Raw genomic sequence first — 14549 nt, 5'->3', positions numbered from 1 at the left:
GAGGGGATAATTTTACCGGCCCCCACGGGGCGACCCCGTAACGATTGGAAGCGTCTATTTTCGTGATCTCGAGCAATGTTCAGTAAGCCTACGCTGCCGCCTGCGCAGCCTTCCTCCCGGCGGCGCGGGCTCGATGTCGCTTCGAGCAATGCGCAGCTGCAGCGGCAGATCGGTTTGCTGGAAGTGCAGGTCAAGGCCCTGGATGCGCAGGTGCGCAGCATGACGCAGTCCAGCAGCTGGCGCCTGACTGCCCCCTTGCGGTGGCTGGGCGGTCATTTTCAGCGCATTGTGCGGGGCGTGCCGCAGGCGGCTGTTCCTGTCCATCGCGGCACCTATGCCGACTGGGTGGCGCGCTATGACGGCCCCGGAAGCGATGCCCATGAAGAAAGCCGGCGCGTGGAGATGGCCAAGTGGCCTGTGCATCTGCGCTTCCTGGTGTTGACCGGCACCTCCGGTGCAAATGCAGCGTCGTTGCAAGAAACGACCCGGTCCCTGGCGGCGCAGGCCTATGCGCAGTGGAAGCTTCAGACGGGTCCCTTCGCCGGTGCGGTGGATGCGGACTGGGTCGTCTGGCTCGAACCCGGCTGCACGCTGCCCGCCCACGCTCTCTTCGCTGTCGCGAAGGAAATCGTTGCGCATCCCGAGGCCCGCATGCTGTATGCCGACACGGACGCGATCGACGCGGAAGGCCGCCGCGGCGACCCCTGCTTCAAGCCCGACTGGAACCCGGACCTGTTCCTGTCCCGCAATCTTTTCTCGCCGATGGGCGTGATCGAGGCCCGCCTGTTCGAGGAGGCCGGGGGGCTCGATGCAGCCGCTGATGGCGCGCAGGGGTTCGACTTGGCGTTGCGTTGCGTGGAGCGAGTTCGACCCGACCAGATCCGCCACATCCCGCGCATCCTCAGCCATTCCCGCGCGCCGCTCGCAGCAGTGGGCGTGGCCGATGTGCAAGCGCTCGACCGTCACTTCCAGCGCACAGGCACCGCGGCCTCCGCCGAGGCCATGCCTCACGGCCTGCGCACACGCTATGCATTGCCCGAGGTGCCGCCCTTCGTCTCGCTGGTCATCCCGACCCGCGACGGCTTGAACCTCGTGCGCCAATGCATCGAGAGCATCATCCTGGAAACCGCCTACCCGAACTACGAGATCCTTCTGGTCGACAACGGCTCGGACGATCCCGAGGCCCTCGCGTACTTCGCGGCACTCGACGCGCAGCCAGGCATCACCGTGATTCGCGACGACCGCCCCTTCAACTACTCGGCGCTCAACAACGCGGCCGTGGCGCAAGCCCGCGGGGAACTCGTCGGCCTCCTCAACAACGACATCGAGGTCATCTCGCCGGACTGGCTCCACGAGATGGTCTCGCTCGCGCTGCAACCGGGCGTGGGCGCGGTCGGCGCGAAGCTGCTCTACCCCGACATGACCATCCAGCACGGCGGCGTGGTCCTGGGCATCGGGGGCATGGCGGGGCACGCGCACAAGCACCTGCCATCGACCATCGCGGGCCATGGCGGCCGCGCGCAGCTGGTGCAGAACTTTTCCGCGGTCACCGCGGCCTGCCTCGTCGTGCGCAAGGCGCTCTACGAACAGGTCGGCGGGCTCAATGAAAAAGAACTCGGCGTGGCGTACAACGACGTCGACTTCTGCCTGCGCCTGCGCGAGGCCGGCTACCGCAATGTCTGGACGCCCTACGCCGAGCTGCTGCACCACGAGTCGGCCAGCCGCGGCCTGGAGGTGGCGGCCGAATCGCGCGACCGGCTGGCGCGCGAATCCGCCTTCATGCGAAGCCGCTGGGCCGGCCTGATCGACCGCGACCCCGCCTACAACCCCAACCTCACGCTCGACACCGAAGATTTCGACCTGGCGTGGCCACCGCGCCCCACAACCTCTTCATGAACGCTCCCCGTCCCCTCGAAGTCTCCGTCGCGCTGTGCACCTACAACGGCGCCCGGTTCCTGCGCGAGCAGGTGCGCAGCATCTGCCTGCAGACCCGGCCGCCGGTGGAGATCGTGCTGTCCGACGATGCCTCGCGCGACGGTTCGGTCCAGGTGGTGCGCGCCGCCGTCGCCGAATGCGCGGCCGAGCGCCCGGGCCCGCCGATCGCGCTGCGGGTCTTCGAGAACCCGGTCGCCCTGCGCGTCGTCAAGAACTTCGAGCAGGCCATCAGCGCCTGCACCAGCGAGCTCGTCGCGCTGAGCGACCAGGACGACGTGTGGATGCCCGACCGGCTCGAAGAAATGGTGGCCCGCTTCGAGCAGGACGCCAACCTGCTGCTGCTGCACACCGATGCGCGCCTGGTCGACGCCGAGCGCCGCGACCTGAACCAGACGCTGTTCCACGCACTCGAAGTCACGCCCTCCGAGCTGGCGCGCGTGCACGCCGGCAACGCCTTCGAGGTGCTGCTGCGGCGCAACCTCGTGACCGGCGCGACCACCGTCTTTCGCCGCACGCTGCTGGCCGACGCGCTGCCGCTGCCGGTCGAGTGGGTGCACGACGAGTGGCTGGGCATCGTCGCCTCGACGACGGCGCGGGTCGACCTGCTGGAGCAGCCCTTCATCGAATACCGCCAGCACGAATCCAACCAGATCGGCGCGCGGCGCGACACCTTTGCGGAAAAAGTGCGCAAGGCACTGGCCTCCCGGGGCAACACGCACGTGGAGAGGGCGGTCAAGGCCGAGCTTCTGCTCGCGCGGCTGGTGCAGCTGGGCGACCGGGTCCCGCCCGAGATCCTTGCCAAAGTGCGCAGCAAGATCGAGCACCAGCGTTTTCGCGCCGCCTTGCCCGCATCGCGCCTCGCGCGCATCGTGCCGATCGCGCGCGAAGCGCTGACCGGCCGCTACGACAAGTTCGGCCGCGGCGTGCGCGGCGTGGTCCGCGACCTTTTCGAATCTGTGTAGGCTCCGCCCCCAAAGAACCATGAACCCAATGAACGCCTCTCCAGATTCCACCCTCGCAGCGCACCCGACGGCCTGGCCGAGCGTCGTGGTGATCATCCCGTTCTACAACGGCGCCGATTTCATCGAGCGTTCGGTCAAGAGCGTCTTCGAGCAATCGGTGCCCGCAGCCGAGGTGATCGTGGTCAACGACGGCTCGCGCCCCGAGGAGCGCGCCGCGCTCGACGGCCTGGCCGCGCGCTATCCGTTCCGCATCATCGACAAGGAAAACGGCGGGCAGGGGTCGGCCCGCAACGCCGGCGTGAAGGCCTCCACCTCGGACTTCATCTGCTTTCTCGACCAGGACGACTTCTACCTGCCCAACCACATCGAGACGCTGGCCGCTTCGATTCCGCCCGGCGACCGGCTGTTCGGCTATGTCTACGCCGATCTGTACGAAGCCGACGCCGACGGCAACGTGATTCGCACCGGTGTCATCAAGGAGCACGCGACGCACCCCAAGCGCAACATCAACGACCTGCTGCGCAACGACATGTTCGTGCTGCCCTCGGCCGCGCTGGTGAGCCGCAAGGCCTTCGAGGCCGTCGACGGTTTCGATTCGCAGTTCATGGGCTTCGAGGACGACGACCTGTTCCTGCGCATCTTCCGCAAGGGGTTCAGCAACTACTTCGTGGACAAGGCCGTGACCGTCTGGTGCATCCACACGGCGAGCACGTCGTTCGGCATCCGGATGATCCGCAGCCGCTTCAAGTACTTCAAGAAGCTCACCCAGATGTTCCCCGACGAGCACCTGCGCGGGCGCTACTACTTCCGCGATTGCCTGGTGCCGCGGTTCCAGCCGTACTTCGTCAACCACGCGATCGAGTCGATCAAGAACGACGACCAGTACCGCGCGGAGATGAGCGCGATCCTCAACGAGTACGGCGCCATGGTGCTGGCCAACCCCTATGTGGGGCGCAAGAAGAAGCTGCGCCTGCGGATCACGCTGTTCCTGCTCAACCATTGCCCGCCGGGCGTGGTTCGCTTGGTCGGCGCCATCACGCGCCTGCCCGGCATCCGAAGCCTGCGGCGCCTGTACGCCTAGCGCTTAGCGAGCAGGGGTCGCGGCCGGGGCAGCCGCTGCCGGCTGCTTCGGCGTGGTCATCGCGGGGTCGATGTAGGTGGCGAACTTGCTCACGTACTGCGCCCGCAGGTGCCCCGCGTCCTTGTAGATCGGCGTCGCATCGGCATCCGCCCGCGTGCACCAGTCCTTCTCGCACAGCGTCGGAATCGGATCTATCACGATGGCCCCGCTGCGCTTGGCGATTTGCCGCATGCGCTCGTGCAGCGCCTTCTGCTCCGGCACCCACGGCGCGGTCGGCGACATGCGCCCGACGGTCATGTTGCCCAGGCGCCCGCCCTTGACGAACTCCTCGGGCCCGAAGCCTTCGCCGACCGGGTTGTCCAACAGCAGGTAGACCTGCTTGTGTTTGGAGAGCGCCGTCATCACCGTCTCCAGCGTGTTGAGCGCGAAGTCCGCGCCGCCGCCGCCCATGAAGCGGCGCTTGTTCTTGCCGTCCAGGTAGTAGTAGCGGTCGGCCGCGGCGTTGTCGGCGTTGGGCTTGCCGGTTTCCGAGAAGTAGCAGTTCCAGCAGCCGCCGAAGACCACCGCATCGAACTTGTCGCTCACCGCCAGGCGCATGCCGCCGTCGCGGCGTTCCGCGCAGAGGTTGTTCTGCTCGTCGACCACGTTGGGAATCGGCGGGCAGGCGCCCCAGGTCACGAAGGAGAGCGAGTCGAGCGTGTCGGGCGCGGTCTTGCTCAGTTCCACCGCGCGCGGGCCGTACTGCTCGATGTGGCTGTCGCCGAAGAACAGCACGCGGCGCTTGCCGTGGCCGATCTGCTGCAGCACCTCGCCATCGACCTTGATCGGGCTCAGGCCATCGGGGTAGCCCCAGTCCTTGGCCGCCGCCGCCGTCTTGTTGAAGTACGGGTCGCTGTGGCGTCCGACGTAGTAGCCCGAAGTGGCCAGCAGGCCGAGCACGACGAAGCCCACCATCGCGGCCACGAGGCCCGAGGTCACCGTGGGGTTCTCGGTCTTGCGCGTGTAGCGTTCGATGAAGCGGTAGGTCAGCCACGCGAGCACGAAGGCGGCGACCAGCATCAGCGCGCGGATGCCGTCCGAAGGCAGCTTGCCCTCCAGGATGCGCGCATACGCCAGCAGCGGCCAGTGCCACAGGTACAGCGGATAGCTGATGAGCCCGACCCACACCATCGGCCTGGACGCGAGCACGTAGCGGTTCAGCACGCCGGTCGGACCGGCGGCGATGCAGAAGAAGGCGCCCAGCGTCGGCAGGATCGCCCAGAAGCCCGGGAACGCCTTGCCGCCACGGATGAAGCACAGGCCCAGCACGATCAGCGCCAGCCCGGCGATGGACTGCGCATGGCGCCCCCAGCCCGGCTTGGGCAGTGGCCGGTGCAGCCGCATGTACGCGAGCATGCCGCCGATCATCAACTCCCAGAAGCGCGAGAGCGGCGAATAGAACGCGGCCTCGCGGTGGCTGTGGATGGTCGTCACGTTGAGCAGGAACGACGCCGCCGCCACGATGCCCACCACCCAGAGCACGCGCCACTTGCGCTTCCACGCCAGGCCCAGCAGCACGGGCCAGAAGATGTAGAACTGCTCCTCGATGGCCAGCGACCAGAGGTGCAAGAGCGGCTTGGTCTCGGCCGCGTTGTCGAAGTAGCCGGCCTCGCTCCAGAACGCGAAGTTCGAGACGAATCCGGCGCCCGAGGCCACGTGCTTGCCCAACTGTTCCCACTCGTTGGGCAGGAGCGCATACCAGCCGAAGGCGAGCGTTGCCGCCAGCACCAGCGCGAGCGCCGGGAAGATCCGCTTCACGCGTCGGGCGTAGAACTCGCGGTAGCTGAAGCCCGCGCCCTCGAAGCTGGCCAGGATGATCGTGGTGATCAGGAAGCCCGAGATGACGAAGAAGATGTCGACGCCGATGAAGCCGCCCTTGATCCATTGCGGGAACGCGTGGTAGCCCAGAACCGAGAGCACCGCCACGGCGCGCAGCCCGTCGATGTCCGGGCGGTATTTGGGGTGAACCAGGTGGGCGTGTTCGTTGTGGAACGTCGGGCTCGTCGTTGTCGTCGTCATCGTCGGTGTTGAAAGCGCGCTTGCTTTTTTGGTTCCCGATTGTCTTCGCAAACGCTTTTCGCCCTGATTGACGCCCTCCTCAAGCGTCGGGCGGCTGCATCCGCCGGTAGCGCCAGAAGGCGCCCGAGCGCCACACTTTCAGCAGGCTGGTGACGTGCCAGTACAGATAGCGCTTGCTGCGGTGGCTCGCGCGCTGGGCGTCGTGCCGCGCGAGCAGGTCTTCGCCGACCTGCAGCTTCCAGCCCGCCAGGCGGGTGCGGGCGCAGATGTCGAAGTCTTCCCCGTACATGAAGAAGCGCTCGTCGAAGCCGCCGACCTGGCGGTAGGCATCGCTTCGAAACAGCATGAAGAGGCCCGGAATCCACGCGGGCACCGCCGGCCGCACATAGCCCGGCTTGTTTCGCCCGAGGATCTCCAGGGGCGTGAGCAGCGCCCGGTGCGGCTCGGGCGCGGGCTTGCCGGGCTCCAGGATGCGCGGGGTCATCAGGCCGGCGTCAGGCGCGGCCTGCAGGATCAGCGGCGCGAGCACGTCGCTGTCGACGCGGATGTCCGGGTTGAGCACCAGGAACCACGGCGTGGCGCAACGCTTGAAGGCCTGGTTGTGATTGGCGCCGAAGCCCATGGGGCTCGCGTTCTCGATCCGCTCGACCTCGAAACCCCAGCTTTGCCCCGCCAGCACGTCGGGCTCCGGGATGTTCACCGTGAGCACGACCTTGGCGATCGACGCGCGGCTGTGCCGGTCCAGCTGGTCGAGCAGCGGGCGCACCAGGGCGAGCTGGCCGTGGCTCACGATGGAAATGGTGATCGGGGGCAACGGCGGTGGGGAGACGGGGGAGGGGGGCGTTGGCATGGTCTAATTTCGCTCGGGAATTCTAGGGTTCCCCAACTCCCACACATGATTGCCCTGATCGTCATCAGTTTCTTCGTCGCCGCCTTCGCGGTCCAGCTCTTCATGCGCCGGGCGCGCAGGCACGCACGGCTCTACGGCGCCGACATGCCGCAGCGCTTCCACAAGGGCCACGTGCCGCGCCTGGGCGGTGCGGGCATCCTGCTGGGCATGGGGGCGGCTTGGCTGGCTGCGGGCATCACCGGCACCGACCCCTTCAACGTGTCGTGGCCGGTCAAGACCTCGATGCTCACGCTGCTGTGCATCGCGCCCGCGGTGCTGGGCGGCATCGTCGAAGACATGACGCAGCAGGTGAAGGTGCGCTATCGGCTGGGCCTCACGATCGGCTCGGCGCTGCTGGTGTGCTGGCTGCTCGGCCTGGGCGTTTCGCGCACCGGCGTCCCGCTGGTGGACGGCTGGCTGGCCATGCTGCCGTACGCCACGGTGCTGTTCGCGGCGCTCGCCATCGGCGGCCTGCCGCATGCCTTCAACATCATCGACGGCTACAACGGCCTGGCCGGCACGGTCGCCGTGCTGGTATGCCTGGCGATCTCGCACGTGGCCCTGCAGGTGGGCGACCGGCAACTGGCGGCGATGGTGATCTGCCTGGTGGGCGCGACCTTCGGCTTCCTGGTCTGGAACTACCCGCGCGGCAAGATCTTCGCCGGCGACGGCGGCGCCTACGTCTGGGGCATGGTGATCGCCGTGGCCTGCGTGACGCTGGTGCAGCGCCACCGCGTGGTCTCGCCGTGGTTCCCGATGCTGCTCTTGATCTACCCGGTGTGGGAGACGCTCTTCTCCATCTACCGCAAGCTCGCGCGCGGCCAGTCGCCCGGCACGGCCGATGCGCTGCACTTCCACCAGCTGATCTTCCGCCGCATCGTGCGCGTGGCGCTGGCGGACGACGAGGCGCGGCAACTGCTCGCGCGCAACAACCGCACCTCGCCCTACCTCTGGATGTTCGCGGCGCTCTCGGTGGTGCCCGCGGTGCTGTTCTGGAACAACACCATCGTGCTGGTGCTGTTCTGCCTGCTGTTCGTCACGACGTACGTGGGTGCGTACCTGATGATCGTGCGATTCAAGGTGCCGCGCTGGCTGCGACCTTGAGAGAATTTCCGTTCGTTCCCATCGTTCAACTTGGAGCCTGACCGCCCATGACCGACCCCGTCCTCAACATCCCCCCGCGCGACAAGGCCGAGATCCTGGCCCAGGCGCTGCCGTACATCCGCAAGTTCCACGGCAAGACCATCGTCATCAAGTACGGCGGCAACGCCATGACCGATCCGGCCCTGCAGGCCGACTTCGCCGAAGACGTGGTGCTGCTCAAGCTGGTCGGCATGAACCCGGTGGTGGTGCACGGCGGCGGCCCGCAGATCGAGGCCGCGCTCAATCGCCTGGGCAAGAAGGGCAGCTTCATCCAGGGCATGCGCGTGACCGACGCGGAGACCATGGAAGTCGTCGAATGGGTGCTGGCCGGCGAAGTGCAGCAGGACATCGTGGGCCTCATCAACCAGGCCGGGGGCAAGGCCGTGGGCCTGACCGGGCGCGACGGCGGCCTCATTCGCGCGCAGAAGCTCAAGCTGGCCGACCGCACCGATCCCAATGTGCACCACGACGTGGGCCAGGTCGGCGATATCGTCTCCATCGACCCGAGCGTCGTGAAGGCGCTGCAGGACGACGCGTTCATCCCCGTTGTGAGCCCGATCGGCTTCGGCGAGGAGAACGAGAGCTACAACATCAACGCCGACGTCGTCGCCGGCAAGCTGGCCACCGTGCTCAAGGCCGAGAAGCTCATGCTCCTGACCAACACGCCCGGCGTGCTCGACAAGAACGGCAAGCTCCTCACCAACCTGAGCGCCCGCGAAATCGACGACCTCTTCGCCGACGGCACCATCTCGGGCGGCATGCTGCCCAAGATCGAAGGCGCGCTCGACGCGGCCAAGAGCGGCGTGAACGCGGTGCACATCATCGACGGCCGCGTGCCGCACGCGATGCTGCTCGAGATCCTGACCGACCAGGCCTACGGGACGATGATCCGCGCCCGCTGAACGGACGAGGGGAGCGCTTGTTGCGCTGTGCGAGAATCAATTGATTACATCTTTGCACGCGCTCCCATGCAGAACGAAGAGACAGCTGCTCCCGGCGTAGAGACCCCAGCGGAAACGCCAGCCCCCGCCACGCGCAAGCGTCCGAAGCCGGGGGAGCGGCGCGTGCAGATCCTGCAGGCGCTGGCCGCCATGCTGGAACAACCCGGCGCCGAGCGGGTCACGACCGCTGCACTGGCCGCGCGGCTCGAGGTGAGCGAGGCTGCGCTCTACCGCCATTTCGCGAGCAAGGCCCAGATGTTCGAAGGCCTGATCGATTTCATCGAGCAGAGCGTGTTCACCTTGGTGAACCAGATCCTCGAACGCGAAGGCGCCACCGGCGCCCAGCAGGCCGCCAAGATCCTCACGCTGCTGGTCCAGTTCGCCGAACGCAACCCGGGCATGACGCGCGTCATGGTCGGCGATGCGCTGGTCTACGAGAACGAGCGCCTGCAGCAGCGCATGAACCAGTTCTTCGACAAGATCGAAGCCACGCTGCGCCAGGTGCTGCGCGGCGCGGCGAGCGCCGAAGGTTCGGCCACGCCCACCGTCGATGCGCAGGTGCGCGCCGCGGCGCTCACGGCCTTCGTGGTCGGGCAGCTGCAGCGCTTTGCGCGCTCGGGCTTTCGCCGCGCGCCTTCCGAACACCTCGAAGCCACGATCGCGCTAATCGTCTGAGCGCGCCTGGCGCGCGACGTCGTCGCACGCCGAGACAGGCAACAAGCCCGGCCGTCGGTTGCTTACCTGCCAGAAGATCGACATGCTTGACTGGCACATTGCCGATCAGCGCCATGTGCAAGGACGTAGACTGCGGCCGTTCGATCAAAGAACCGGGGGCAAGAGACCATGGGCATCGTAGAAAGGGCTCTGCGCAAATTGCGTCTGGCCGTTCCGGGTTGGCACAGGCGACACGCTCCGCGGACAGCTGCCGCGGATTCGCTGGAACAGTCCCCCGTCGCCGAGCCGGTGGAGGAAGGGCTCGTGCTTTCGGGCGTTTGCCCCGTCTGCGGCATGAATGCCCGTTTCACCGGCTTTACCGACAACCCGCGTGAATCGGGCCGATGCTCGAATTGCCAGTCGTTCAATCGACAGCGGCAGATGGCCTATCTGATTCGCCAGCAGTGCGGGCTGTCTCAAGGGGGCAGTTGGCACTTCCCCTCTGGCCTTGTCATCTACAACACCGAGACGACCGGCGCGCTGCACCTCCAATTGAATGGACTGCCCGGCTATGTGTGCTCGGAGTACTTTGGCGACGAATACAGGTCCGGCGAGATGGTCGACGGCCGTCGTCATGAAGACCTTCAGGCGCTGTCTTTTGCCGACAACTCGCTCGACCTCGTGATGTCGAGCGACGTGATGGAGCACATGCCCGAGCCGTACGCCGCGCATGCAGAAATCTTTCGTGTGCTGAAACCCGGGGGGCGTCACATCTTCACGGTTCCCTACAATCCGTTGCTGGTCGAGGACCAAGTACGCGCCAAAATCGTCGATGGAGAAATCGTCTACCTCGAAGAGAAGGCCTTCCACGGCGATCCGGTCCGGCCTGATGAAGGCGTGTTGGTCTGGACGATCTTCGGCCTGAGCATGCTCGCGCGTTTGCGATCGTTGGGCTTCGAGGCGACGGAATGGGATCTGGATGAGTCGACCCACGGCATCGTCGGTCCCGGTGCATTGATCTTCGAGGCCAGGAAGCCGCCCTCTGCCTAGTCCTTTTGAGCTGCGCTGGTCGCGTAGGCGCTACGAACGCGTTCTATCAAGACGATAGCCGAATCTGATGCCATGTCGCCATGTTCATTGACAAAATCGATGGACCCCGACAACTTCATCAGAGGACAGCGCGCATGACAGACACCCGCAAGCTCACCACCGAAAGCGGTGCCCCCATCGAAAACAACCAGCAGTCGCAGACGGCTGGCGTCAACGGTCCGGTGCTGATGCAGGACCATAACCTCATCGAGAAACTGGCCCGCTTCGACCGTGAGCGCATTCCTGAGCGCGTGGTGCATGCCCGCGGCTCGGGCGCCTTCGGCACCTTCGAGGTCACGGCCGATGTCTCGAAATGGACCAAGGCCAGATTCATGGGCCAGGTCGGCAAGAAGACCGAGGTGCTCGCCCGCTTCTCGACGGTGGCGCTGGAGCTCGGCTCGGCCGATACCGTGCGCGACCCGCGCGGCTTCGCGCTCAAGTTCTATACGGAAGACGGCAACTACGACCTCGTGGGCAACAACACGCCGATCTTCTTCATCCGCGATCCGCTGAAATTCCCCGACTTCATCCACTCGCAAAAGCGCGACCCCTACAGCCACGTGCAGGAGCCCAACAACGCGTGGGATTTCTTCTCGCACTCGCCCGAGGCCACGCACCAGTTCACCTGGCTCTTCGGCGACCGCGGCATTCCGAAGAGCTACCGCCACATGGACGGCTTCGGCTCGCACACCTACCAGTGGGTGAACGCGAAGGGCGAGGCCTTCTGGGTCAAGTACCACTTCAAGACCAACCAGGGCATCGAGACCTTCGTGGCCGAAGAGGCGCAGCGCGTGGGCGGCGAGAACCCGAATCACCACCACCTGGACCTCTTGCACTCCATCGAGCGCGGCGAATTTCCGAGCTGGCGTGTGCAGGTGCAGATCATGCCGGTGGCCGAGGCGCAGACCTACCGCTTCAACCCCTTCGACCTCACCAAGGTCTGGTCGCACAAGGACTACCCGAAGATCGACATCGGCATCCTCACGCTCGACCGCAACCCCGACAACTACTTCGCCGAGATCGAGCAGGCCGCCTTCAACCCGGCCAACTTCGTGCCCGGCATCGGCCCCTCGCCCGACAAGATGCTGCAGGGGCGCCTCTTCAGCTACGGCGACACGCAGCGCTACCGCCTGGGCATCAACCACACGCAACTGCCGGTGAACCGCCCGCACGCCACGACCGCGCAGAACTACGGCCGCGACGGCGCGATGCGCGGCGACGGCAACGGCGGACGCGGCCCGAACTACGAGCCCAACAGCTTCAGCGATGCGCCCAAGCAGACGAACGAGCCGGTCTACGCGCCGCTGGAGATCCACGGCTGGACCGGCAGTCACCAGTGGCAGCAGCACGAGGCCGACACCGACTTCGCGCAGGCCGGCGATCTCTATCGCCTGATGGACGAGGCCGCGAAGGAGCGGTTGATTCAAAGCATCGCGGGTGGTCTGGGCGCGGTCACGCGGCAAGACATCATCGACCGCTCGGTGAGCTATTTCCGCCAGGCCGATGCGGACTACGGTGCACGGCTCGAAAAGGCGATCAAGGCGGTGCAGGCGAAGATCAAGGGCGAGGATGTGAGCGTGCAGATCGGCAAACCGGCGCACGACAGCAGCAACAGCTGAAGTCGGCGGTCTTTCACCCTCCCCCTCTGGGGGAGGGCAGGGGTGGGGGGCAAGCGGCGCTTCCATGGGGCACGCTCTGCCTGCCCCCATCCCAACCTTCCCCCAGAGGGGGAAGGAGCAAGAGGGCTCAGGCCGTGACGGCCACGCCCACCTTGGCACCGGCCGCGACGATCTCTCCCCACGTCGCATCGTCGACCCAGATGCCGTCCTGCTTGCGCGCCGCACGCGCCTTGCGCTCCGGTTCGCCCGCGATCTGCACCGCGTCGAAGCCTTGCCCCGGCGGGCTCTGCCTCAACCAGTCGATGAACTCGTGCGCCTCCTCGTCGAAAGCCTTCTGCGTCCCGAGCTTCACCGGATCGATCAGCACCGTCAGCATCCCGTTCAGCACCGAGCGCGCCGTGTCCGCCGGGCGGTGCCAGGTGCCGCCGCCCGTCAGCGCGCCGCCGAGCAGCTCGCACGCCACCGCCATGCCGTAGCCCTTGTGCTCGCCGAAGGTCATGAGCGCACCGAAGAGCCCGTTGCCCTGCGGCACGACCACCACGCCCGGGTCGTTGGTCGGTGCGCCTTTTTCGTCGATGAGGTAGCCGTCGGGCACCTGCTCGCCCTTGTTGTGGGCCACGCGCATCTTTCCTTGCGCCACGCGGCTGGTCGCGTAGTCGAGCACGAAGGGCTCCGCGCCCGCGAGCGGTACGCCGATGCAGCACGGATTGGTGCCGAAGCGCCCATCGCCGCCGCCCCAGGGCGCGACGACGGGCCGCGACAGCACGTTGACGAAGTGCATCGCCACCAGCCCTTGCGCCGTCGCCATCTCGGCGAAGTGCCCGATGCGCCCCAGGTGGTGCGCATGCGAGAGCGTGAAGATGCAGCTGCCGTGTTGTTTGGCCCGCGCGATGCCCAGTTCCATCGCCTGCACGCCGACGATCTGCCCGTAGCCGTGCTGGCCATCGAGGCCCATCAGCGTGCCGATGTCCAGGTTGACCTTCACGGCCGCGTTGGGCTTGAGGCCGCCCTCGGCCACCGCATCGATGTAGCGCGGCAGCATGCCCACGCCGTGCGAGTCGTGCCCGCTCAGGTTGGCCAGCACGAGGTTGGCGGCCACCTGCTGCGCCTCGGCGGCGCTGCTGCCCGCGGCTTCGAGGATGCGGGCAACGTTGGTTTGCAGGCCCTCGGCCGGCAGTGTTCTGGGCATGGATCAGGCTCCCTTTGCGTTCAATGTGATGGCGTAGAGCGACGTCGTCGCGCAGATGAAAAGGCGGTTGCGCTTGGGTCCGCCGAAGCAGACGTTGGCCACGCGCTCGGGCAGCAGGATCTTGCCCAGCAGCGTGCCGTCGGGGTGGTAGGCGTGCACGCCGTCCAGCGCGCTGGTCCAGATGCGGCCTTCGGTGTCGAGCCGGAAGCCGTCGAACATGCCGCTCGTGCATTCGGCGAACACCTCGCCGCCGCTCAAGCTGCGGCCGTCGGCGCCCACCTTGAAGCGGCGCATGTGGCGCGGCCCGTCCTTCAGGTGGCTCGCGCCGGTGTCGGCGACGTAGAGCAGCGATTCGTCGGGCGAGAACGCCAGGCCGTTGGGCTTGACGAAGTCGTCGGCCATGCGCTCGACGTCGCCGCTCGCGGGGTCGATGCGGTAGACGTGGCAGGCGCCGATCTCGCTCTCGGCGCGCACGCCCTCGTAGTCCGAGAGGATGCCGTAGCTCGGGTCGGTGAACCACACGCCGCCGTCCGAATGCACCACCACGTCGTTCGGCGAATTCAGGCGCTTGCCCTGCCAGTGCGAGGCCAGCACGGTGACCGATCCGTCGTGCTCGGTGCGCGTCACGCGCCGCGTCAAGTGCTCGCAGCTCACGAGCCGGCCTTCGCGGTCCACCGTGTGGCCGTTCGTGTTGTTCGACGGTTCGCGGAACACGCCGACCGTGCCGTTCACCTCGTCGTAGCGCAGCATGCGATTGTTCGGAATGTCCGACCACAGCAGCGTGCGGTGCGCGCCGAACCATACCGGTCCCTCGCACCAGCGCGCGCCGGTCCACAGGCGCTCCACGCGCTCGGGGCTGGGGATGCAGGTGTTGAAGCGCGCATCCAGCCGTTCGAAGCCGGTGCCTTCCAGGAAGCCGAAGGGGAGATCTTGCAGAGGTGCCATGGGTGTCGTTTCTCTTCTTGCAAAAAAGCAATAGGCGGCAGCGG

The 14549-nt window shown here is 66.7% G+C and carries 12 protein-coding genes; 8 read left to right on the top strand and 4 right to left on the bottom strand.

Annotated elements, in window-relative coordinates; genetic code table 11:
• Positions 1 to 75 precede the first annotated feature (75 nt).
• From JC881_RS14230 to JC881_RS14220, 3 genes are read left to right on the top strand one after another with little or no spacing between them, the layout of a single operon-like run.
• On the top strand, positions 76 to 1896 hold the full coding sequence (locus JC881_RS14230) for a glycosyltransferase family 2 protein (RefSeq protein ID WP_233101776.1): 1821 nt from the start codon (positions 76 to 78) through the stop codon (positions 1894 to 1896).
• Positions 1893 to 2897 (top strand): glycosyltransferase family 2 protein, encoded by a 1005-nt coding sequence (locus tag JC881_RS14225; RefSeq protein WP_198786350.1) that lies wholly within the window; start codon positions 1893 to 1895, stop codon positions 2895 to 2897. The genes JC881_RS14230 and JC881_RS14225 overlap by 4 nt, the downstream gene beginning before the upstream one ends.
• Before the next feature lie 28 nt (positions 2898 to 2925).
• Positions 2926 to 3978 (top strand): glycosyltransferase family 2 protein, encoded by a 1053-nt coding sequence (locus JC881_RS14220; protein ID WP_198786349.1) that lies wholly within the window; start codon positions 2926 to 2928, stop codon positions 3976 to 3978.
• A gap of 3 nt (positions 3979 to 3981) precedes the next feature.
• On the opposite strand, the gene JC881_RS14215 is transcribed toward JC881_RS14220, so the two are convergent.
• Together JC881_RS14215 and JC881_RS14210 are read right to left on the bottom strand one after the other, a co-directional pair.
• Entirely contained in the window at positions 3982 to 6036 is a 2055-nt protein-coding gene (locus JC881_RS14215; RefSeq protein ID WP_198786348.1) for an acyltransferase family protein, read from the bottom strand.
• Positions 6037 to 6115: 79 nt separating this feature from the next.
• Positions 6116 to 6886, bottom strand: a complete 771-nt coding sequence (locus tag JC881_RS14210) for a glycosyltransferase family 2 protein (protein ID WP_198786347.1) — start codon at positions 6884 to 6886, stop codon at positions 6116 to 6118.
• Between the two features lie 45 nt (positions 6887 to 6931).
• Here JC881_RS14210 and JC881_RS14205 point away from each other — a divergent pair, with 45 nt between their 5' ends.
• The 5 genes from JC881_RS14205 (at position 6932) to JC881_RS14185 (ending at position 12371) form a co-directional block, all read left to right on the top strand.
• Positions 6932 to 8029: a glycosyltransferase family 4 protein gene (locus JC881_RS14205; protein WP_198786346.1), complete on the top strand. Its 1098-nt coding sequence runs from the start codon at positions 6932 to 6934 to the stop codon at positions 8027 to 8029.
• Positions 8030 to 8076: 47 nt separating this feature from the next.
• Complete coding sequence (gene argB / locus JC881_RS14200) at positions 8077 to 8970, top strand: acetylglutamate kinase (RefSeq protein ID WP_093441736.1); 894 nt, start codon at positions 8077 to 8079, stop codon at positions 8968 to 8970.
• Positions 8971 to 9036: 66 nt separating this feature from the next.
• Positions 9037 to 9684: a nucleoid occlusion factor SlmA gene (slmA, locus tag JC881_RS14195; RefSeq protein ID WP_198786345.1), complete on the top strand. Its 648-nt coding sequence runs from the start codon at positions 9037 to 9039 to the stop codon at positions 9682 to 9684.
• 168 nt (positions 9685 to 9852) lie between these two features.
• On the top strand, positions 9853 to 10713 hold the full coding sequence (locus JC881_RS14190; RefSeq protein ID WP_198786344.1) for a class I SAM-dependent methyltransferase: 861 nt from the start codon (positions 9853 to 9855) through the stop codon (positions 10711 to 10713).
• A 134-nt stretch (positions 10714 to 10847) separates the two neighbouring features.
• Positions 10848 to 12371, top strand: a complete 1524-nt coding sequence (locus tag JC881_RS14185; RefSeq protein WP_198786343.1) for a catalase — start codon at positions 10848 to 10850, stop codon at positions 12369 to 12371.
• A 127-nt stretch (positions 12372 to 12498) separates the two neighbouring features.
• Here JC881_RS14185 and JC881_RS14180 read toward each other — a convergent pair whose 3' ends face one another.
• On the bottom strand, positions 12499 to 13560 hold the full coding sequence (locus tag JC881_RS14180; protein ID WP_198786342.1) for a malate/lactate/ureidoglycolate dehydrogenase: 1062 nt from the start codon (positions 13558 to 13560) through the stop codon (positions 12499 to 12501).
• A 3-nt stretch (positions 13561 to 13563) separates the two neighbouring features.
• Positions 13564 to 14505, bottom strand: a complete 942-nt coding sequence (locus tag JC881_RS14175; protein ID WP_198786341.1) for an SMP-30/gluconolactonase/LRE family protein — start codon at positions 14503 to 14505, stop codon at positions 13564 to 13566.
• Between the last annotated feature and the right edge of the window lie 44 nt (positions 14506 to 14549).

The organism is Variovorax sp. IB41, from assembly GCF_016405905.1.
Lineage (GTDB): Bacteria > Pseudomonadota > Gammaproteobacteria > Burkholderiales > Burkholderiaceae_C > Variovorax.
This window is presented reverse-complemented; position numbering and strand designations above follow the sequence as displayed.

Coding starts and splice junctions, on each gene's coding strand:
- JC881_RS14205 (WP_198786346.1), top strand. CDS start 6,932: ATGATTGCCCTGATCGTCATCAGTTTCTTCGTCGCCGCCTTCGCGGTC.
- JC881_RS14180 (WP_198786342.1), bottom strand. CDS start 13,560: ATGCCCAGAACACTGCCGGCCGAGGGCCTGCAAACCAACGTTGCCCGC.
- JC881_RS14190 (WP_198786344.1), top strand. CDS start 9,853: ATGGGCATCGTAGAAAGGGCTCTGCGCAAATTGCGTCTGGCCGTTCCG.
- JC881_RS14175 (WP_198786341.1), bottom strand. CDS start 14,505: ATGGCACCTCTGCAAGATCTCCCCTTCGGCTTCCTGGAAGGCACCGGC.
- JC881_RS14185 (WP_198786343.1), top strand. CDS start 10,848: ATGACAGACACCCGCAAGCTCACCACCGAAAGCGGTGCCCCCATCGAA.
- JC881_RS14220 (WP_198786349.1), top strand. CDS start 2,926: ATGAACGCCTCTCCAGATTCCACCCTCGCAGCGCACCCGACGGCCTGG.
- JC881_RS14215 (WP_198786348.1), bottom strand. CDS start 6,036: ATGACGACGACAACGACGAGCCCGACGTTCCACAACGAACACGCCCAC.
- JC881_RS14225 (WP_198786350.1), top strand. CDS start 1,893: ATGAACGCTCCCCGTCCCCTCGAAGTCTCCGTCGCGCTGTGCACCTAC.
- JC881_RS14210 (WP_198786347.1), bottom strand. CDS start 6,886: ATGCCAACGCCCCCCTCCCCCGTCTCCCCACCGCCGTTGCCCCCGATC.
- slmA (WP_198786345.1), top strand. CDS start 9,037: ATGCAGAACGAAGAGACAGCTGCTCCCGGCGTAGAGACCCCAGCGGAA.
- argB (WP_093441736.1), top strand. CDS start 8,077: ATGACCGACCCCGTCCTCAACATCCCCCCGCGCGACAAGGCCGAGATC.
- JC881_RS14230 (WP_233101776.1), top strand. CDS start 76: ATGTTCAGTAAGCCTACGCTGCCGCCTGCGCAGCCTTCCTCCCGGCGG.